Origin of the sequence: Actinomadura sp. 6N118 (genome assembly GCF_044326415.1) — a bacterium.
Classification (GTDB): Bacteria; Actinomycetota; Actinomycetes; order Streptosporangiales; family Streptosporangiaceae; genus Spirillospora.
The window spans coordinates 97,889-117,882 of sequence record NZ_JBIRAZ010000001.1; the positions used below are offsets into that span (position 1 = coordinate 97,889).

The 19,994-nt window shown below is 70.4% G+C and carries 18 protein-coding genes; 16 read left to right on the top strand and 2 right to left on the bottom strand.

The annotated features are described in order from the left end of the window. The first annotated feature begins 2 nt into the window (after window positions 1–2). Genes ACH34W_RS00360 through ACH34W_RS00385 form a run of 6 tightly spaced genes read left to right on the top strand, consistent with a single transcriptional unit; the run spans window position 3 to window position 6,175 of the window. Window positions 3–1,016 carry a carbohydrate ABC transporter permease gene (locus tag ACH34W_RS00360; protein WP_395958593.1) on the top strand — a complete coding sequence of 338 codons (1,014 nt, stop codon included), beginning with the start codon at window positions 3–5 and terminating at the stop codon, window positions 1,014–1,016. Further along, window positions 1,013–1,909: a carbohydrate ABC transporter permease gene (locus ACH34W_RS00365; RefSeq protein ID WP_395958594.1), complete on the top strand. Its 897-nt coding sequence runs from the start codon at window positions 1,013–1,015 to the stop codon at window positions 1,907–1,909. Before ACH34W_RS00360 ends, ACH34W_RS00365 begins: the two co-directional genes overlap by 4 nt. A gap of 51 nt (window positions 1,910–1,960) precedes the next feature. Beyond that, the gene (locus ACH34W_RS00370; protein WP_395958595.1) at window positions 1,961–3,442 is read left to right on the top strand and encodes a glycoside hydrolase; all 1,482 of its coding nucleotides are present in this window, start codon (window positions 1,961–1,963) and stop codon (window positions 3,440–3,442) included. Next, complete coding sequence (locus tag ACH34W_RS00375) at window positions 3,439–4,536, top strand: Gfo/Idh/MocA family protein (RefSeq protein ID WP_395958596.1); 1,098 nt, start codon at window positions 3,439–3,441, stop codon at window positions 4,534–4,536. Before ACH34W_RS00370 ends, ACH34W_RS00375 begins: the two co-directional genes overlap by 4 nt. After that, a complete protein-coding gene (locus ACH34W_RS00380) occupies window positions 4,533–5,447 on the top strand; it encodes a PmoA family protein (protein WP_395958597.1) in 915 nt (304 codons plus the stop codon). The genes ACH34W_RS00375 and ACH34W_RS00380 overlap by 4 nt, the downstream gene beginning before the upstream one ends. After that, on the top strand, window positions 5,441–6,175 hold the full coding sequence (locus tag ACH34W_RS00385; protein ID WP_395958598.1) for a cupin domain-containing protein: 735 nt from the start codon (window positions 5,441–5,443) through the stop codon (window positions 6,173–6,175). Before ACH34W_RS00380 ends, ACH34W_RS00385 begins: the two co-directional genes overlap by 7 nt. 141 nt (window positions 6,176–6,316) lie before the next feature. Here ACH34W_RS00385 and ACH34W_RS00390 read toward each other — a convergent pair whose 3' ends face one another. After that, entirely contained in the window at window positions 6,317–7,360 is a 1,044-nt protein-coding gene (locus tag ACH34W_RS00390) for an aldose epimerase family protein (RefSeq protein WP_395958599.1), read from the bottom strand. Then, the gene (locus ACH34W_RS00395) at window positions 7,360–8,361 is read right to left on the bottom strand and encodes a LacI family DNA-binding transcriptional regulator (RefSeq protein ID WP_395958600.1); all 1,002 of its coding nucleotides are present in this window, start codon (window positions 8,359–8,361) and stop codon (window positions 7,360–7,362) included. Before ACH34W_RS00395 ends, ACH34W_RS00390 begins: the two co-directional genes overlap by 1 nt. Before the next feature lie 334 nt (window positions 8,362–8,695). Between ACH34W_RS00395 and ACH34W_RS00400 the strand changes: the two genes are divergently transcribed. From ACH34W_RS00400 to ACH34W_RS00445, 10 genes are all read left to right on the top strand, one after another. Then, window positions 8,696–9,616, top strand: a complete 921-nt coding sequence (locus ACH34W_RS00400; protein ID WP_395958601.1) for a carbohydrate ABC transporter permease — start codon at window positions 8,696–8,698, stop codon at window positions 9,614–9,616. Next, window positions 9,613–10,545, top strand: a complete 933-nt coding sequence (locus ACH34W_RS00405) for a carbohydrate ABC transporter permease (RefSeq protein WP_395958602.1) — start codon at window positions 9,613–9,615, stop codon at window positions 10,543–10,545. Before ACH34W_RS00400 ends, ACH34W_RS00405 begins: the two co-directional genes overlap by 4 nt. A 26-nt stretch (window positions 10,546–10,571) precedes the next feature. Beyond that, entirely contained in the window at window positions 10,572–11,489 is a 918-nt protein-coding gene (locus ACH34W_RS00410) for an NAD-dependent epimerase/dehydratase family protein (protein ID WP_395958603.1), read from the top strand. Continuing rightward, window positions 11,489–12,400: a 5-dehydro-4-deoxyglucarate dehydratase gene (locus tag ACH34W_RS00415; RefSeq protein ID WP_395958604.1), complete on the top strand. Its 912-nt coding sequence runs from the start codon at window positions 11,489–11,491 to the stop codon at window positions 12,398–12,400. The genes ACH34W_RS00410 and ACH34W_RS00415 overlap by 1 nt, the downstream gene beginning before the upstream one ends. 71 nt (window positions 12,401–12,471) lie before the next feature. Continuing rightward, on the top strand, window positions 12,472–13,509 hold the full coding sequence (locus ACH34W_RS00420; RefSeq protein ID WP_395959274.1) for a mandelate racemase/muconate lactonizing enzyme family protein: 1,038 nt from the start codon (window positions 12,472–12,474) through the stop codon (window positions 13,507–13,509). 29 nt (window positions 13,510–13,538) lie between these two features. Beyond that, window positions 13,539–14,705: a Gfo/Idh/MocA family protein gene (locus tag ACH34W_RS00425; protein ID WP_395958605.1), complete on the top strand. Its 1,167-nt coding sequence runs from the start codon at window positions 13,539–13,541 to the stop codon at window positions 14,703–14,705. Further along, a complete protein-coding gene (locus tag ACH34W_RS00430) occupies window positions 14,702–15,574 on the top strand; it encodes a PmoA family protein (RefSeq protein ID WP_395958606.1) in 873 nt (290 codons plus the stop codon). The genes ACH34W_RS00425 and ACH34W_RS00430 overlap by 4 nt, the downstream gene beginning before the upstream one ends. Further along, window positions 15,562–17,157 (top strand): family 43 glycosylhydrolase, encoded by a 1,596-nt coding sequence (locus tag ACH34W_RS00435; RefSeq protein WP_395958607.1) that lies wholly within the window; start codon window positions 15,562–15,564, stop codon window positions 17,155–17,157. Before ACH34W_RS00430 ends, ACH34W_RS00435 begins: the two co-directional genes overlap by 13 nt. Window positions 17,158–17,272: 115 nt before the next feature. Further along, complete coding sequence (locus ACH34W_RS00440; protein WP_395958608.1) at window positions 17,273–18,604, top strand: ABC transporter substrate-binding protein; 1,332 nt, start codon at window positions 17,273–17,275, stop codon at window positions 18,602–18,604. After that, a complete protein-coding gene (locus ACH34W_RS00445) occupies window positions 18,601–19,965 on the top strand; it encodes a Gfo/Idh/MocA family oxidoreductase (protein ID WP_395958609.1) in 1,365 nt (454 codons plus the stop codon). The genes ACH34W_RS00440 and ACH34W_RS00445 overlap by 4 nt, the downstream gene beginning before the upstream one ends. Window positions 19,966–19,994 lie beyond the last annotated feature (29 nt).

A 19,994-nucleotide genomic window follows, 5' to 3' on the forward strand; every position in this document is an offset into this window, starting at 1 on the left:
CGATGGCACACTCAGCCGTCAAGAACTCATCCCTCAAGAAGCGGCCTGCCGGGAAGGCGACGGCGCCGGGCCCCGCGGGCGGGGGCCCGCGTGGCCGCACGGCCCGCCGCCGTCGCCTCGCCAACTCGGTGACGATCGCGGCGTTCCTGTCACCGGCAATGCTGCTGTTCGCCCTGCTGGTGCTGGTGCCGATCCTCTACGCCCTGTACACCAGCCTGTTCAAGTGGGGCGGCTTCGGTGCCCCGGAGAACTTCGTCGGCCTGGAGAACTTCAGGACGCTCTTCAAGGACGAGGTCTTCCTCGGCGACCTGTGGCGGGGCTTCGTCCTGATCGCGTTGTCGGTGGGGGTCCAGCTGCCGTTCGCGCTGTCCATGGCCGTGCTGCTCAACCAGAAGCTGCGCGGCCGCGCGTTCTACCGGCTGCTGTTCTTCGCGCCGTACGTGCTGTCCGAAGTGATCACCGGTGTGCTCTTCACCATGATCTTCGCGCCGGACTCCGGGCTCGCCGACCACGCGCTGGACCTGGTGGGGCTGGGCGATCTCGGGATCACCTGGTTCGCCGACTCCTCGACCGTCCTGGTCACCCTGTTCCTGGTCATGACGTGGAAGTACTTCGGCTTCCACATGATCCTCTACATGGCCGGGCTGCAGAGCATCCCGCGGGACGTGCTGGAGGCCGCCGCGATCGACGGCGCGAGTGCCTGGCAGCGGTTCCGTCACGTCACGCTGCCGCTGCTCGGGCCGACGATCCGGATCAGCGTCTTCCTGTCCATCATCGGGGCGATCCAGCTCTTCGACCTGGTGTGGGTGATCACCGCGGGTGGTCCGGTGCACGCCTCCGAGACGATGGCGATCACGATGTTCCAGTTCGGCTTCAAGCGCTACCAGGTCGGCTACGCCAGTGCGATCAGCGTCGTGATGTTCCTGATCTGCTTTGTCTTCGCCCTCGTCTACCAGCGCTACGTCCTGCGGCGCGATCTCGAGGGCGCCGTCACCAGCATGCGAGGCCGCCGATGACGCTCTCCCCTCCCCGCCGTCCGCCACGCCACCGCACGGACCGTCCCGATGCCCGTCCCACGGGCCGCTCCGCCGCCAGGCTCCGCGGCCTGTCGATGCACGCGCTCATCTGGATCGTCGGCGCGCTCATCGTCGTGCCGCTGCTGTACGGCCTGCTGTCCGGCTTCAAGAGCACCAGCGAGCTGTCGACCAACCCCTTCGGCCTGCCGGAGGACTGGATCCCGGAGAACTACACCGGCCTGCTGGGCTCCGGCTCGTTCTGGCGGCAGATCTTCAACAGCACGTTCATCGCGGCGGCGACCGCGCTGGTGACCGTCGCGGTGTCGGCGCTGGCGGCGTACGTCTTCGCGCGCTTCGCCTTCCGCGGCCGGGAGCTGGTGTTCACGTTCTTCACGATCGGGCTGATGTTCCCGTTCGCCGTGGCTGTCCTTCCCCTGTTCCTCATGCTGCGGGCCCTCGGCCTGCTGGACAACCCGCTCGGGGTGATCCTGCCGCAGGCGGCCTTCGGCCTGCCGATGACGATCATCATCCTGCGCGGGTTCTTCCGGACGATCCCCGGCGAGCTGGAGGAGGCGGCCATCATCGACGGCTGCAGCGCGTTCGGCTTCTTCTGGCGCATCCTGCTGCCGATGGCGCGGCCCGCGCTGGCCACGGTCTCGGTGCTGGCGATCGTGACGAGCTGGAACAACTTCTTCCTGCCACTGCTGGTCTTCACCGAGCCGGACTGGTGGACCATCCCGGTCGGCGTGCAGCAGTTCAAGGGGCAGTACGCGGAGGACACCGCCCGCATCCTGGCCTACGTCGTGCTCGCCATGGCGCCCGCGCTGGCCTTCTACTCCGTCGCCGAACGCCAGCTCATCGGCGGCCTCACCGCCGGCGCGACGAAGGGCTGACCGACGAAGGGCCGGCCGACGAAAGGCTGATCGATGGAACGGAGGAACGGCATGGGGAACGGAATGAGAAACCGCGTGCTGAAGCGCTGGACGACTCCCGTGGCCGCCGTCGCACTCTGCGCGGGAACGCTGCCCGCCCAGGCCGCCGTGACCACGACCACGACGACCACCACCGCCACCACCGGCAGAGTCGACTTCTCGGCGCGAGCGCAGACGATCGACGGCTTCGGGTTCTCGCAGGCCTTCCAGCGTGCCGCGGTCATGCACGGTGCCCGTGGACTGCCGCCCGCCAAGCAGCGCGAGGTCCTCGATCTGTTGCTCAGCCGCCAGAAAGGCGCGGGCCTGTCGATCCTGAGGCTGGGCATCGGGTCGTCGGCGGACGACGTGTACGACCACATGCGTTCGATCCAGCCGGTCAATCCCGGCGGCCCGGACGCTCCGCCGAAGTACGTCTGGGACGGCGACGACGGCGGCCAGGTCTGGCTCGCGAAGGAGGCGAAGGCGTACGGCGTCAAACGGTTCTACGCCGATGCCTGGAGCGCCCCCGGCTACATGAAGGACAACGACTCCGACAGCAACGGCGGCACGCTGTGCGGCCTGGCCGGGACGAACTGCGCGAGCGGTGACTGGCGGCGGGCTTATGCGAACTACCTCGTGCAGTACGCGAAGTTCTACCGGAAGGAGGGCATCGCGATCACCGACCTCGGGTTCACGAACGAGCCCGACCTGACGGTCTCGTACGCCTCGATGCGGTTCACCCCGGCTCAGGCCACCGAGTTCACCAAGGTGCTCGGCCCCGTCGTCCGCCGATCCGGGTTGCCGATGAGGCTCGCCTGCTGCGACGTGGCCGGCTGGAACGAGCAGCGGCCCTACACCGAGGCGATCGAAGCCGATCCGCAGGCGCGGCGCTGGATCGCCACCTACACCGGCCACCCGTACGTCAGCCCGGTGAACGGGCCGCAGCCGGTGGCCGACCAGCGGCGGCGCCACGTATGGATGTCGGAGTGGTCGCCCAACGGGACCACCTGGAACGAGAACTGGGACGACGGCAGCGGCTACGACGGTTTCACCGTGGCCGAGGACGTCCACCGCACGCTGACCACCGGGAACGCCAACGCCTACGTCTACTGGTTCGGGGCGTCGCTCGGCACCACCCGCGGCCTGATGCAGCTCGACGGCGAGAACTACCGGGTCTCCAAGCGGCTGTGGGCGCTGGCCGCCTACAGCCGGTTCATCCGGCCCGGCGCAGCCCGAGTCGCCGCCTCCGTCACCGACCCGGCCCTGAAGATCTCCGCCTTCCGCAACCGCGACGGCTCCCGGGTCGTGGAGATCCTCAACTCCGGCACCACGGTCACCCAAGCCGACCTGTCCGTCGGCCGGACCGGGCGGATCGGGCGGGCGACCGCCTATCTCACCGACGCGACCCACTCGCTGGAGCGGACCGGCGCGGTCACGACCGGTCCCGGCGGGCGGCTGACGGCGCGCCTGGCACCCCGGTCGCTCACCACGATCGTGCTGGACCGGGCCCCGTGACGGTCCGGGTGGCACTGGTGGGGACCGGCGGCATCGCCGGGATCTGCCACCTGCCCGCGCTGCGCGCCGAACGGGACCGGGCCGAGCTCGTCGCGGTCATGGACGTGGACGCCGCCCGGGCCAAGGCGTTCGCGACCGAGTACGGCGTGCCCGCCGTTCATGACGATCTCGACCGCATGCTGGCGGAGTCGGCACCCGATCTCGTGCACATCTGCACCCCGCCCAGCGTGCACGCCCAGCAGGTGGTGGCCTGCCTGGCGGCGGGCGCCTGGGTGTGGTGCGAGAAGCCGCCCTGCCGGTCGCTGGCCGAGTACGACTCGATCACCGCGGCCGAGAGCGAGGGCGGCCCGTACGCCGCGTTCGTCTTCCAGCACCGGTTCGGATCCGGCGCCGTCCGGCTGCGCGAGCTGATCGCCGCCGGGGACCTGGGCAGGCCGCTGGTCGCGCAGTGCGTGACCGCCTGGTACCGCGACCACGAGTACTTCGAGGTCCCGTGGCGTGGACGGTGGGACACCGAAGGCGGCGGCCCCACGATGGGGCACGGCATCCATCAGATGGACCTGATGCTGGCGACGCTGGGGGAGTGGTCCGAGGTGCGAGCCATGGCGGGCCGCAGGGATCGCCGGGTCGAGACCGAGGACGTGTCGCTGGCCATGGTGCGGTTCGCCTCCGGTGTCATGGCGAGCGTGGTCAACAGCGTGGTGTCGCCGCGCGAGGAGAGCTACCTGCGCTTCGACTTCACCGACGCTTCCGTGGAGCTCCGGCACCTGTACGGCTATGGCGACGCCGACTGGACCTACACCCCGGCCCCGCACGTCGTCGCTGACCGGGCCGGGGCCTGGCCGGTGACGGTCCGGGAGACGCCCAGCTCGCACACCGCCCAGCTGGCGGCGCTGCTCGACGCGTATGAACGCGGCGAGCGGCCCTCCACCAGCGGTGACGGCGGCAGGCAGACGCTGGAGCTCGTCGCGGCCCTCTACAAGTCGGCGTTCACCGGGCGGCCGGTCTCACGTGGGGAGATCGGGCCGGACGACCCCTTCTACCACCGGATGCACGGCGACGTGCCCGGATGGGCCCCGGAGGTCCCGCGATGACGCTACGGCTCGACCGTTCCGGCGACACGATCTCGATGCGTGTGGGTGAGGTGGAGATCCTCCGGTACGTGCACCGGCCCGTGATGGATCCGTTCGAGGGGCCCAAGCCCTATCTGCACCCAGTTCGTACCCTTGCCGGGGACGTGGTGACGGCATACCGGCCGCACGATCACCGCTGGCACAAGGGCATCCAGATGACCGCGTCGCACGTCTCCGGGCAGAACTTCTGGGGCGGCGGCAGCTACGTGCGCGACCGGGGCTACGTGGACCTGCCGAACGTGGGCACCATGCGGCACGAGGAGTTCGTCGAAGCCGCCGCACACGACGACGGTGGCCCGGTCCAGCTCGTCGAGCGGCTGAGCTGGCACACCCAGGGCGGCGAGCATTGGGTGGACGAGACGCGCTCTCTCACGGTCAGCGATGTCGACAAAGCGTCATACTCCCTGCGTTTCGCCACCTCGCTGCACAACGTACGCGGCGAACCGCTGGTGTTCGGCAGCCCCGCCACCAATGGCCGGGAGCTCGCGGGATACACAGGACTGTTCTGGCGCGGCCCTCGCGCGTTCACCGACGGCCAGGTCATCGCCGCCGACGGGCAAGGCGGCCCGGAGATGATGGGGCGGCCCGCCCGCTGGCTCGCCTACGTCGGCCATCATGACGAGGTGGACCGGAGTTCCACGCTGCTGTTCATCGACGGCCCAGAGGGCGATGGCCCAGAGGGAAAGGCGGAGCCCGCCGACTGGTTCGTGCGGACCACGCCGTTCGCCGCGGTGAACCCCTCGTTCGCCTTTCACCGTGAGCTCACCCTCGCGCCAGGGGAGACCCTCGACCTCACGTACCGGATCGTGGTCGCGGACGGTGCCTGGGACCGGGACCGGCTGGAGACCTACGTGGAGGCGCACCCATGGTGAGCACCTTCCCCGGCGGCGTCGGCGTGTCCGGGCTCTCGGTGTACGACTGGCCCACCGCCGACGGGCTCTGTGGCGGCTCCCCGCACATCCATCTGGCCTGTGCGGAGGCGTACGTCGTGGTCGGCGGAGCCGGGCGGGTACAGACCCTCACCCGGAGCGGGTCCGCCGAGATCCCGCTGGAGGCCGGGGCCGTCGTGTGGTTCACGCCGGGCACGATCCACCGGCTGATCAACGACGACGGTGCGCTGCGCATCGTCGTCATCATGCAGAACGGCGGCCTGCCCGAGGCGGGCGACGCGGTCTTCACGTTCCCCGCCGCCACGCTCGCCGACGCGGAGGCCTACCACCGGGCCGCCGCGCTCGCCGACGGCACCCACGTGCACGCCACCGGTGAGGACGCCGCGCGCCGTCGCCGTGACCTGGCGATCGAGGGATTCCTTGAGCTGCGGCGCGCGACCGAGGCGGGCGATCCGGCGGCGCTGGAGGACTTCTACCGGACGGCGGTCCGGCTGAAGGCCGCCCGGTTCGCCGAGTGGGAGGAACGCTGGCGCTCGGGCGCGCTCGCCACGGCCGAAGCCACAGGCGCGCAGCTCACCGCATTGCGGCGCGGCGACCACAGCCATCTCGGACGGGCCGTGGTGCGCATCGGCCAGACTCCGGAACCCGCCGGTCCCAGGCTCGGGATGTGCGGGCGTCTCGACGTCTACGACCTCGGAGGGGACGGCTGACCCATCACTCTGGGGGGACGACCCCCCAGACCCCCGGCAACCCCAGCGCAGATGCCCCTCGCTGCGCTCGGGGCATCTGCGGGCCGCCGGAGGACACCGGCCCCGTTCTCCGGCGGCCACGTTCCACCCACCCACTTTGTCCTACTCCGCGGAGGGGAAGCGGAAGACGGTCGCCGACTCGTGCACCTCACCGGGCCGCAGCACCGTGGACGGGAAGGCGGGCTGGTTGGGGGAGTCGGGGAAGTGCTGGGTCTCCAGGCAGAAACCCGCGCCCTGCCGGTAGGTCCGTCCGCTGGTGCCCACGATGGAGCCGGTGAGGAAGTTGCCGGAGTAGAACTGCACACCCGGCTGGGTGGTGAGCACCTCCATCACGCGGCCGGAGGCCGGGTCCTCGGCGCGGGCGGCGGGCGCCGGCTCCGCGTCGCGGGACCCGTTGAAGACGAAGTTGTGGTCGTAGCCCCCGCCGATGAGCAACTGGGGGTGCGCCTCGCGGATCCGGGCACCGATGGGCTGCGGCTTCCGGAAGTCGAACGGCGTGCCGTCCACGGGGGCGAGCTCCCCGGTGGGGATCTGGTTCTCGTCGACCGGGGTGTAGCGGTCGGCGTCCAGGGTGAGGAGCTGGTCGTAGACGTCGCCGGAGTCCTCGCCGGCGAGGTTGAAGTAGGAGTGGTTGGTCAGGTTGACGACGGTGGGGCGGTCGGTGGTGGCCCGGTAGCCGATGTGGAGCGCGTCGCCGTTGAGGGAGTAGCTCACCTCGGCGCGCAGCGTGCCCGGGTAGCCCTCTTCGCCGTCGGCGCTGACGTAGGCGAGCGTCAACGAGGTCGCGTTCGCGCTGGTCACCTGCCAGATCTTCTTGTCGAATCCCTGCTCGCCGCCGTGCAGGCTGTTGGGACCGTTGTTGCGCGGCAGCCGGTGCTCCTGGCCATCGAGCTGGAAGCTTCCGCCCGCGATCCGGTTGCCGTAGCGGCCGACGACCGCGCCGAAGAACCGGCTCTTGGTCAGGTAGTCGTCAAGGGTCGAGCACCCGAGGACGATGTTGGCCCGCTCGCCGTGCCGGTCCGGGACCTCCAGCGTCTGCAGCACGCAGCCGTAGGTGAGGATCTGGGCACGCAGCCCGTGGCCGTTCTCCAGGGTGTACCGATCCACGGTCGCGCCGTCGGGCGTGACACCGAACTGTTCGATCATCAGGTGACCTCGCGGGGCAGTCGGATGGGTGCCGCGGTCGAGTCGCGGACGACCAGCGTCGTCTGCAGGCTGGTCACGGCCGGTCCCACGTCCGTGGTGCCGACCACCTGGAGCAGCATGTCCACGGCCGTGCGGCCGGCGGCGATGGTCGGCATCGCCACCGTGGTGAGCTTGGGGCGGTTGAGCCGGCCCTGCATGATGTCGTCGATGCCGATGACGCTGATCTCGGCGGGCACCTCCACGCCGAGTTCCTCCAGCCCCTCGACGAGCCCTATGGCGACCAGGTCGTTGTAGGCGAGCACCCCGGTCACCTCGGCGGCCATCACCTCCGCGGCGGCGATCTGGCCGCCCTGCTCGGTGGGGGAGTTGGGGCCGATGACGGTCAGGTCCGCGGCGCCGGCGCTCGCGGCCGCGGCCGCCGCGTCGTGGATCAGTCGGCTGTTCGAGGAGCCCGGCGGCCCTGACAACAGTCCGAGCCTGCGGTGCCCCAGGGCCACCAGGTGCTCGATCGCCTGCTGGGCACCGTGCCCGACGTCCATCAGGACCGCCGGGAGCCCCTTGACGTGGCGGTTTATCACGACGAACGGCACGTCCTCGCGGAGCCGGTCGATCGTGCGGTTGGACAGGCGGGGACTACATAGCAGCACCCCGTCCACCTGCTTGGCCAGGGCCTGGATGAGCTCTTCCTCGACTCGCGGGTCCTCGTCGGTGTCGGCGACGAAGACGTGGTAGTCGCGCTGGCGGGCGTGCGACTGGGCGGCCTTGATGAGCGGGGGGAAGAACGGGTTGGCGATGTCGGCGACGATCAGGCCGATGTTGTGCGTGCGGCCGGTGGTGAGGGCACGGGCGGCGCGGTTGGGCCGGTAGCCGAGCTGCTCGGCGACCGCCAGGACACGGTTGCGGGTCTCCGGGTTGACCAGGTGGGGTGCCGAGAAGGTGCGCGACACCGTGGAGACGTGCACGCCGCAGGCCTGGGCGACGTCACGGATCGTTACGGCCACGGTGTTTCCTCTCCTTGGGGCGGGGCCATTATGCAACCGATTGCAGCTTGTGCAAAGCCCTTCCGGGAACGGTTGCGGACGGTGATGACCGGCATCTTCTCGTGCTCGTAGTGTCTGAGCTGGTGGAAAAGGTCACGGTTGGATCTACCTCTTGACGTTTCCGGCGGATGACGTCATGGTTTCCTGCAACCGGTTGCCGTGTGATGAGGCCCACAGTTCATCGCTCGTGCACTCGCAGACCCCGATGTCCCGATGTCCCGACGAAGCTGCCCGTCGCTCAGGAGAGTAAGCGCTTTCCGAAGGTGGGCCCGCCGACGAGTGAGAGGAGGTGCCCGTGGCGACCGCCGAGGTGAGCGGGATCCGGCGCAAACGCCGTCGATCGACTCGCGGGCCCCGTACGCCCTACGCGCTGATCGCACCCGCCGTGCTGCTGATGCTGGGCTTCCTGGTCTATCCGATGGCCAGCATCTTCTACTACAGCCTGCAGCACTACAACGTCACCAAGCCGTGGGACAACGGGTTCGCAGGGCTGGACAACTTCCGGCAGATGTTCGGCGACGACCTGTTCTGGCAGAGCCTTGGCTTCAGCGCCAAATGGGTAGCGGCGACGGTCGGATTCCAGTTGCTGCTGGGCCTCGGACTGGCGCTCCTGGTGAACGAGTCGTTCGTAGGCCGGGCGCTGTCCCGGGCCCTGGTGTTCTCGCCGTGGGCGGTCTCCGGCGTTCTCACCACCAGCATCTGGGTGCTGCTCTACAACCCGACTACGGGATTCACCAAGTACCTGGCCGACCTGGGGCTGGTGCAGCACGGCTCGTCCCCGCTGGCCGATCCGGGCGCGGTGTTCCCCGCCGCCGTCCTCACCGAGCTGTGGCGTGGCGTGCCTTTCTTCGCCATCCTCCTGCTCGCGGATCTGCAGAGCATCCCCAAGGACCTGTACGAGGCGTCGTCGGTGGACGGGGCGTCGCGGTTGCGCCGCTTCTGGCACATCACGCTCCCGCACCTGCGGGACGCCATCGTCCTCTCGACCCTGCTGCGAGCGGTCTGGGAGTTCAACAACGTGGACCTGCTCTACACGCTCACGAACGGCGGGCCCGCGAACCAGACCACCACGTTGCCGCTCTATGTGGCGCACAAGGCGACGGTGGCGCACGAGTTCGGGTACGGCTCGGCGCTCACCGCGGCGGCGTTCTTCATCCTGCTCTTCTGCTCCATCCTCTACCTGCGCCTCAGCAAGTTCGGTGGTGATCGCAAATGACCCGGTTGACGACCACGACGGCCGGCGGCCAGGCGGACGCCGAGGCACCGGACCCTGCCGCGGCTCCGCCGCGCCCCCCGGCCGCCCGCCGGCGGGCGGCGGCCAAACGGCGCCGGAACGAGGAGAACGTCCGCAAGTGGGAGATCTGGCTCCCGCTGGGCCTCTACCTGCTGTTCACGCTCATCCCGTTCTATTGGATGTTGCTCTACGCGTTCCGGCCCAACGGGACGACGGGGCTGGCGCCCTGGCCGCTGACCCTGGACCACCTGCGGCACGTGTGGACCGACGTCGGCTTCGGCACCTACTTCGCCAACAGCGTCAAGGTCGGCGTCATCTCGATGGTCGCCACGTCCTTCGTCGCACTCGCCGGCGGGTACGGGCTCGCGCGCTACGACTTCCGCGGCAGGAAGACCTTCATGCTCGCGATGTTGTGCACGCAGTTCATCCCCGGCGCGCTGATGCTGGTCCCGCTCTTCGAGATCTTCAAAAAGCTCGAACTGGTCAACAGCCTCTGGAGTGTGATCGTCGCCGAGACGGTCTTCCAGCTGCCGCTCTCGCTCATCCTGATCAGCGGCTTCATCAGGAACGTGCCGATGGAGCTGGAGGAGGCGGCCTGGGTCGACGGCGCCTCGCGGCTGCGCGGGTTCCTGGTCACGGTGCTGCCGCTGCTGCGTCCCGGGCTGATCGCCGTGAGCTCCTTCGCCTTCATCCACAGCTGGAACCACTTCCTTTTCGCCCTGATGTTCCTCAGCGACCAGGAGAAGTACACCGTGCCCGTCGGGCTCAGCTACACCATCGGCGAGTCCGGGAGCGATCTGGGTTCGCTGGCGGCGGGCGGCGTGGTCGCCGCGCTGCCGGTCATCGTGATCTTCGCGCTGATCCAGCGGTACCTGGTCAAGGGCCTGAGCGCCGGCGCGGTGAAGGGATGAGCGGGCAGGCAATGAGTGGACAGGGCATGACCGGGCCGCTGGAGCCCGGCAGCCGGGTCCTCGTCACCGGCAGTGCCGGACGGTTCGGCCGGAGTGTGGTGGCGGAGCTGGTGGCCGCCGGACACGAGGTGATCGGGATCGACCCGGCTCCGGGAACGCCGGTCGGCTGCGCGAGCGTGCTTCCGGCCGACCTCACCGACCTGGGCGAGGCGTACGGGGTGCTGTCCCGATTCCGGCCGTCCGCCGTGGTGCACCTGGCGGCCATCGCGACTCCGTTCAGCCGCACCGACGCCGTGACCTACCGAACCAACACCCAGCTCGCCTTCAACGTGTGCGAGTCCGCGGTGCACAGCGGGGTGCGGCGGGTGGTGGTCGCCAGCAGCCCGACCGTCATCGGCTATGGCGCGCCGCACGGCTGGAGGCCCGCCTACCTGCCCATCGACGAAGACCACCCGGCCGAGCCCTGGAACGCCTACAGCCTTTCCAAGCTGGCCGCCGAACAGACGATGCGGACGTTCGCCAGGGCCGCGGGCGACCGGATCAAGTTCGCCGCCGTACGGCCCTGCTTCGTGGTCGCGCCCGAGGAGTGGAAGGGCGCCCCCACGCAGAGCGGCCACTCCATCGCCGAACGGCTGGACCGGCCCGAACTGGGCGGGGTGTCCCTGTTCAACTACATCGACGCACGCGACGCGGCGGAGATGCTGCGCGTCCTGCTGGACGCGCTGCCGGAGCTGCCCAACGGCGAGGTCTTCTTCGCGAGCGCGGCCGACGCGCTGGCCCGCGAACCCCTCGCGGAGTTGCTGCCCCGGGTCCTTCCCTCGACCGCACCGCAGGCCGCCGCCCTGACCGGTACCGCACCCGCGTTCAGCAGCGCGAAGGCGGAGCGGCTGCTCGGCTGGCGGCCCGAGCGCAGCTGGCGGACCGAACTTTCGACGGAGATCTGATGCAGCTCAGCGGAGTCCTCTTCTTCCCGGTGACGCCCTTCGCCCCGGAGGGCGGCGTGAACGCCGGAGTACTGGCCGAGCACATCCGTACCGGCCTGGAGCACGGGCCCGGCGGGGTCTTCGTCGCCTGTGGCACCGGGGAGTTCCCCTCGCTCTCCAACGCCGAGCATGACCTCGCGGTCCGTACCGCGGTCGAGACCACCGCCGGCGCGGTCCCGGTGATCGCCGGTGCGGGCGGGCCGCTCGGCTCCGCGCTGGAGCAGGCCCGCCAGGCCGCGGCGGCCGGGGCGGACGGCCTGCTCCTCATGCCGCCGTATCTGGCGCAGGGACCGGCCGAGGGACTGCGGTCCTACGTGACCGCCGTCGCCGAGGCGGCCGGCCTGCCGGTGATCCTCTACCAGCGTGGCGGGGTGGTGCTCGACCCGGACTCCGCCGTCGAGCTGGCCCGTGTCCCGGGCGTGACCGGCCTGAAGGACGGCAACGGCGACATCGACCGCATGGCGCGTATCGTGCTGGCGATCCGGCGTGAGATCGGTCCGGAGTTCACGTTCTTCAACGGCCTGCCCACCGCCGAGCTCACCCAGCCCGCCTACCGTGCCATCGGCGTCGGCCTCTACTCCTCGGCGGCCTTCTGCTTCGCGCCGGAGGTGTCCGCCGCCTTCTGCAAGGCCCTGGACGGCGCTGACCTCGCGCTCGCGGAACAGCTCATCACCGACTTCTACGCCCCGCTGGTGGAGTTGCGCAGCAAGGTACCGGGCTACGCGGTGTCGCTGGTCAAGGCCGCCGTGAGGCTGCGCGGCCTGGACGCAGGCACGGTGCGTGCACCGCTGGTCGAACCCGCGCCCGAGCACCTCGCTGAGTTGGAACGGCTGACGAAGGCAGGTCTCGCCATAGTCGGGGCGACCCTGTGAATACCAACGCAGGGACCACCAACGCAGGCAGCACCATCGCCGAGGTGCGCAGCACCGTGCATCGGGTCCCCATGACCCGGCCGTGGAACCCCACCCGGCCGCACATCGACCTGGTGGTCACCGCGGTGACCACCGGCGACGGGCGGACCGGCACGGGGTTCTCCTGGGCGCCGAACGTCGGCGGACGGGCCGTGCACGCGCTGCTGGAGACCGACGTGCGCGAGGCCGCGCTCGGGCTGCCCGCGCACCCGGCCGTCGTGTACGACCGGCTCTGGTGGCATCTGCACGAGGCAGGCCGCGGCGGGCTGACCACGATGGCGCTGGCCGCCGTGGACCTGGCGTTGTGGGACCTGACCGCGACGGCCGGCCTGACCGCCGCCGTCGGCCGGCGGCACGAGGCCGTCCCGGTCTACGGCAGCGGCGTCAACCGGCACTACTCGCTGGACGAGCTCATCGCCCAGGCCAAGCGGTGGTCCGAGGCCGGGACGCGGGCCGTGAAGATCAAGGTCGGTGGCCGTGACCTGGCGGAGGACGTCGAGCGGGTCGAGGCCGTGCGGCAGGTGCTGGGGCCGGACGTGCGGCTGATGCTGGACGCCAACCAGCTGTGGGACCTGCCTGGCGCGCTGCGGGCCATCGAAGCGCTTCGCCGGTTCGAACCCGGCTGGATCGAGGAGCCCCTCCCCGCCGACGACGTCCAGGCCTACGCCCGGCTGCGGGCGGCGGCCTCGGGGATCCCCATCGCGCTCGGCGAGAACACCCATACGCCCTGGCAGTTCCGCGACCTGCTCACCGCCGGGGCCTGCGACATCCTCCAGCCCAACGTGGTCCGGGTCGGCGGGATCACCCCGTTCCTGCGGATCGTCGAACTGGCCCGCACGTTCGACATCCCGGTGTACCCGCACCTGCTGCCCGACATCTCCGGGCAGCTGGCCTGCTGCCTGCCGCTCCCGGCGATGGTCGAGGACGTCGAGGACGCGTCGTTCGCCGCGCTCGGGCTGCTCACCGAGCCCTATCCGGTGCGGATCGAGGACGGGCTGCTGCGCCCCGGCGACCATCCGGGGCTGGGCCTGCGCTTCGACGAGGACCGCCTGAAGAGCACCCGGATCTGACCAAGCCGGATCTGACCAAGGGAGACCCGATGGACCCAGTGAACGTGGTGCTCGTCGGTGGCCACGGCCATGGTCGCTGGCACCTGGACAACCTGCGCCGCCTGACCGGCACCGGGCTCGTCCGGCTGGCCGGGATCTGCGATCTCACACCGGTGGGCGCCGAGGCGCTGGCGGGCCTGGGCGGGCCGGAGCAGGGCCCGGACCTCGCCGGGCTGCTGGACCGTACCGGGGCGGAGATCACCATCGTGGCGACGCCGATCCACACCCACGAGGACTTGACGCTCGCGGCGGTGGCGGCCGGCTCCCACGTGCTGCTGGAGAAGCCGCCCGCCGCGACGTACGCCGCTTTCGACCGGACGCTGGCCGGGGTGCGGGAGGCGGGCCGGGCCTGTCAGGTGGGTTTCCAGAGCCTGGGTTCGGCCGCGATCCCGGCGATCCGCACGCTGGTGGACGACGGCGCGATCGGCCGCGTGCGCGGCATCGGTGTGGCCGGGGCCTGGTTCCGGGATTCCTCCTACTTCGCCCGGTCGCCATGGGCCGGCCGGCGCCGGGTGGACGGCACGGACGTGGTGGACGGCGCGCTCACCAACCCGTTCGCGCACGCCCTGGCCACGGCGCTCGCCATCGACGGCAGCGAGGGGCCCGACGACGTGGGTGACGGGGCGGGTGACGGGGTGGGCGACATCGAGGTCGAACTCTTCCACGCGTTCCCGATCGAAAGTGACGACACCGGCTGCCTGCGGCTGACCACAGCCCGGGGCACGGTCGTCTCCGTCGCGGTGAGCCTCTGCGCCCCCAAGCGCAATGAGCCGTACGTGGTCGTCCACGGCGAGCGAGGCCGCATCACGTTCACCTACACGCTGGACCGGGTCGTGCTGGAACGGGACGGCGGCACCGAGACCTTCGACCACTCCCGGACGGACCTGCTGGAAAACCTGGTCGCGCACATTCGCGGCACGGCGGACCTGCTCGTGCCGCTGCACCGGACCGCGGCCTTCATGCGCGCGGTGGAGGCGGTGCGCGTCGCCGCCGAGCCGCTGCCGATCCCCGAGGAGGCACAGGACGTGACCGTCGTGGACGGAGTCACGCGCCGGATCCTTCCCGGCATCGAGGACCAGGTCGCCGCGAGCGCGGAGCGGCTCGCGCTGTTCTCCGAACTCGACCTCCCCTGGGTGACCCGGAAGGAGCTCGCGTGAGCGACCCCATCAAGATGAGCGACCCCATTGAACTGAGAATCGCCGGGCGGCCGGTGGCCAGATACGTCACGCGGTCGTACCTGGCGGCGGGCCTGGCGCCACGGCCCTACCTGCATCCCGTCCGGACCCTCGGCGGCACAGAGGTCACCGAACTGTCGCCCGAGGATCACCCCCACCACCTGGGTGTCTGCGTCGCCATCGCGGACGTGAGCGGCCGCAACTTCTGGGGCGGGCGGACCTACGTCCGCGATCGCGGACCCGTCTGGCGGGACGACCACGGCCTCCAGCGGCATCTCAGCTGGACGCGCCGCGCGGCGGATGAGTTCGGCGAGTCGCTGGCCTGGATCGACCGGGAGAACGCGGTGGTGCTCCGCGAGCAACGGGAGGCCACAGCGGTCCCGCTGGGGGATCACTGGGCGCTCGACCTCACCTTCCGGCTGACCAACGTGCTCGGCACGCCACTGCAGCTCGGCAGCAGCGCCACCAAGGGGCGCGCCGGCGCAGGCTACGGCGGCTTCTTCTGGCGCGCGCCCGGAACGTCCACGGACATCAGGGTGTTCAGCGCCGACGCGGAGGGCGAGGAGAAGGTGCACGGCGCCGTGACCGGCTGGGTCGCCATGAGCGGCACCGACGCCAAGGGGAAGCCATGGACGCTGGCCTTCGCGGGCGGCGATGAGGCCACCCGGCGTGACCCGTGGTTCGTCAGGGCCGCCGAGTATCCCGGGGTGGGCTCCGCGCTCGCCTGGGAACACGGCGTGGAGGTGCCGCCCGGGGGAGTGGTGGCGCGCCGCATCGGCACGATCGTCGCCGACGGCGTGCTCTCGCCCAGCGACATCGAGGCCGGGCTGGAGGAACTATGGGCCCGCTGAGCGCCGCCGCCCTTCCCTGGACCGCGGACCTGGGTGACGGCGGCTACCGCAACCCGGTGCTGAACGCCGACTGGTCCGACCCTGACGTCGTCCGGGTCGGCGCCGACTACTACATGACGGCGTCCAGCTTCCATCGGGTACCCGGCCTGCCGATCCTGCACTCCCGCGACCTGGTCAACTGGACGATCATCGGGCACGCGCTGCCCACGCCCGAGCCTGCCGAGGCTTACGCCCGCCCCCGGTGGGGATGCGGCGTCTGGGCCCCGGCGATCCGCCACCACGCCGGGCTGTTCTGGATCTTCTATCCCGATCCCGACCACGGGCTGTACGTGGTGACGGCCGAGAATCCGGCCGGGCCGTGGAGCCGTCCGCGCCTGCTCAAAGCCGGCCGGGGGCTCATCGATCCGTGCCCCCTGTGGGACGCGGACGGCAAGGCCTACCTCGTGCACGCCTGGGCCAAGAGCCGCGCCGGGTTCAACAACCGGCTCACCCTGCACAAGATGAGCCCGGACGCGCGGCGGCTGCTCGACGCGGGCACCGTCGTCGTGGACGGCGACCTGATCCCGGGCTGCCGCACGCTGGAGGGCCCCAAGATCTACCGGCACGGCGGCGAATACTGGATCTTCGCACCGGCCGGGGGCGTGGAGCACGGCTGGCAGTCGGTGTTCCGCGCCGGCGATCCCTTCGGGCCGTACGAGCACCGCATCGTGCTCGCGCAGGGCGACACCGAGATCAACGGGCCCCACCAGGGTGTCTGGGTCGACACCCCCAGCGGCGAGCACTGGTTCCTGCACTTCCAGGACCGCGGCGCGTACGGCCGTGTCGTTCACCTGCAGCCCATGCGGTGGCGGCCGGACGACGGCTGGCCCGTTCTCGGCTCGGACGGGACGCCCGTGCTCGGCCACCGCAAGCCGGACACAGGCTGGGTGGGACCGCCGTCCGCACCTGCGGCGAGCGACGACTTCACCGGCGTCACCCTCGGACCGCAGTGGGGCTGGCATGGCCTCCCCGACCCGGCGTGGTGGTCGCTGCGGGAGCCGGGCCTGCTGCGGCTGGCCTGCCGCCAGGACACCGCGTGCGGAGACCTGCGCGCGTTGCCCAACGTGCTCACCCAGCGGCTGCCCGCCACCACGTTCACCGCCACCACGAGCGTGACGCTCGCGGCCGCTTCGCCGGGCGCACGCGCCGGGCTGACCGTGATCGGTGATTCCTACGCCTGGGTCGGCCTGGAGGAGACCGGTGACGGGCCGTCCCTGGTGCACCGTGTCGCCCCCGCCGTGGACGAGCCGGAGCGCGACGCGTCCGCACCGCGACCCTTGCCTTCGGGCACGACGACCGTACGGCTGATGGTCCAGGTGAGCGGGGGTGCCCGGGTGACGTTCCGGGCGGATCGCGGAGCCGGATGGGAGCCGCTCGGCGGGGAGTTCACCGCCACGCCCGGGCGCTGGGTGGGGGCGTCCCTCGGCCTCTTCGCCACCGCGCCCGAGAAAAGCGCGCCTGAGAAAAGAGCGCCCGAGGAGCGCGGGCCCGCGGGTCACGCCGCGTTCGGCGCCTTCGACGTCTCGGGAGAGGAGAGGACATGACCGCACGACGGGTCGGATGAGGGCTCAGCGAACAAGAGCCCAGCCATCCACATCGGGGATCACCACAGGCCGGCGCGGCACCATGCCGCGTCACTCAGGAAAGGTAAGAACGACGATGTCACGACGCGGCCCCCTGCCCGGACGCAGGTCCCGGCTCACGGCAGCCTCGGCGATCGCCGTCGGCGCCTGTCTCGCCCTCACCGGGTGCGGCGGCTCCGGCGAGTCGTCCAGCGGCGACTCCGAGATCACCTTCTGGGACGGTAACGCCAGCGCCTCCGGTACGCCGGTATGGCAGCACATCATCGGCGAGTTCCAGAAGAGCAACCCCAAGATCAAGATCAAGTACGTCTCGTTCCCGATCGCCCAGTCACAGCAGAAGTACGACACCGCGATCGCGTCCGGCGGCACCCCCGACGTGGGCCTGATGTCCACCTCGCTGCTGGCGAACGTGGCGGGTCAGCAGGCCCTGGAGCCGCTCGACGACCGGCTCGCGGGCAGCTCGCTCAACGGCAAGCTGTCGCCCAAGCTGCTGGAACTGGTGAAGGCGGCCGGTCCCGACGGCAAGCTCTACGAGCTGCCGCAGACCACCAACACCGGCATCCTGTGGTACCGGTCGGACTGGTTCAAGGAGAAGAACGTCAAGCCCCCGACGACCTGGGCTGACTTCTACACCGCCGCCGACAAGCTCACCGACTCCGGCAACAACCGGTTCGGCTTCACCATCCGCGGCGGCGCCGGGTCGATCGCCCAGATCCTGGAGTTCGCCTACGCCCAGTCGGGGATCTCGCAGTTCTGGGATGCCTCCGGCAAGACCACCGTCAACGCCCCCCAGAACGTGGCGGCCGTCGAGAAGGTCGTGGCGCTCTACAAGAAGAACACCCCGAGCGCTGACGTCAACAACGACTACCTGAAGATGAACGCCCAGTTCGACGGCGGTTCCATCGCCATGATGCAGCACAACCTGGGGTCGTTCGTCGACCACCAGAAGGCGTTGAAGGGCAAGTTCGCCGGCACTACGGTGCCGCCGTCGCCCGACGGCTCGCACGTGCTGCTGTCCAGCCCGGTGGGCGGCCTGTCGGTGTTCAAGAAGAGCAAGAAGAAGGACGCGGGCTGGAAGTTCGCCGAGTTCGTCTCGAGCAAGGCGATGAGCGACTACTGGAACTCCAAGGTCGGCCAGATCCCGGCGAACGTCGACTCGGCGAACGACACCTGGGTCAAGGAGAACCCGACGCTCGAGAGCGCGGTCAAGGTCGTCAACGACCCGAAGACCAAGATCGTTCAGATGCCGTACTACCTGCCGGAGTTCAACGCCATCACCAAGGCCGAGAGCGAGCCGCTCTACCAGAAGGTCCTCCTCGGCCAGATGACCCCCAAGGAGTTCCTGGACCAGCTGGCCGGGAAGCTCAACGAGGCCCAGACCAAGTACAAGGAGCGCAAGGGCGGATGACCCTCTCGTCCACGGGAGACCCGGGCGCGGCGGCGCGGCGGGTGGCCATCGTCGGCACCGGAGCCCGGGCCCAGATGTTCACCCGCGCGCTCGCCGAGCGCGACCACACCGAGGTCGTCGCGCTCAGCGACGTCAGCCCCACCCGGATGGCCGTGCACAACCGCATCCTCACGCGGGAGCACGGCAGGCCGGCCGCGGCGCAGTGGGATCCCGGCGACATCGACCGCATGCTCCGGGCGGAACGTGTCGACACCCTCGTGGTGTGCACCGTGGACGCGCTGCACGCCCGCCACATCCTGGCGGGCCTGGACGCCGGCTGCCGGGTGATCACCGAGAAGCCGATGGTGACCACGGCCGAACAGGCCCGCCAGGTGCTCGACGCCGCCGACCGGACGGGCGGCGACCTGGCGGTGACCTTCAACTACCGGTTCAACCCGTTGCACAGCGCGGTGCACGAACTGCTGGCTGCAGGTGAGATCGGGGACGTGCTGTCGGTGCACTTCGAGTGGATGCTCGACGTGCGTCACGGCGCCGACTACTTCCGGCGCTGGCACCGCGACCGCCGCAACAGCGGCGGTCTGATGGTCCACAAGTCGGGCCACCATTTCGACCTGGTCAACTGGTGGCTCGGCGCGGAGCCCGTCACGGTGTACGGCGTCGGCAGGCTCGCCTTCTACGGGGCCCCGAACGGGACGCGCACCGGGCTGCGCCGCGAGTACGAACGTGCGCACGGCAGCGCTGCCGCGGCGGACGACCCGTTCGCGCTGCAGCTCGACGCCAACCCGGAACTCCGCGACCTCTATCTGCAAGCCGAAGGGGACGACGGCTACGTCCGTGACCGCAACGTCTTCGAAGGCGACATCTCGATCGAGGACGACATGGCCGTGCTGGTCACCTATGACACTGGGGCCAGCATGACCTACCACCTCACCGCGTACGCGCCGTGGGAGGGCTACCGCATCGCCTTCAACGGCACGCGCGGCCGGATCGAACTGGAAGTGGAGGAGAACACCTGGGCGGCACCAGCCACCCAGGCCACCCAGGCCACCCAGGACGCCCAGGAGACCGGGGCCACCAGCAGTGCCGTCCTGCACGGGGACGCGGAGGCGGAGAACGCCGGGTCGTACCGGCTCCGTGTCCGCCCGATGTGGGCGCCGCCGCGGGACGTCGAGGTCGAGTTCAGCCACGGCGGGCACGGCGGCGGCGACGTCCGCATGCTCGCCGCGCTCTTCGATCCGGGGGCACCCGGCGCGGAGATGCTCGCGACCCCCCGCGACGGCGTGCACGCCCTGCTCACCGGCCTCGCCGCCGGGCAATCCTTTTCCACCGGCCTCCCAGTGCAGGTCAAGAGCCTGCTCTAGGGGCCACATCCGCAGGCAGACCCCCACCC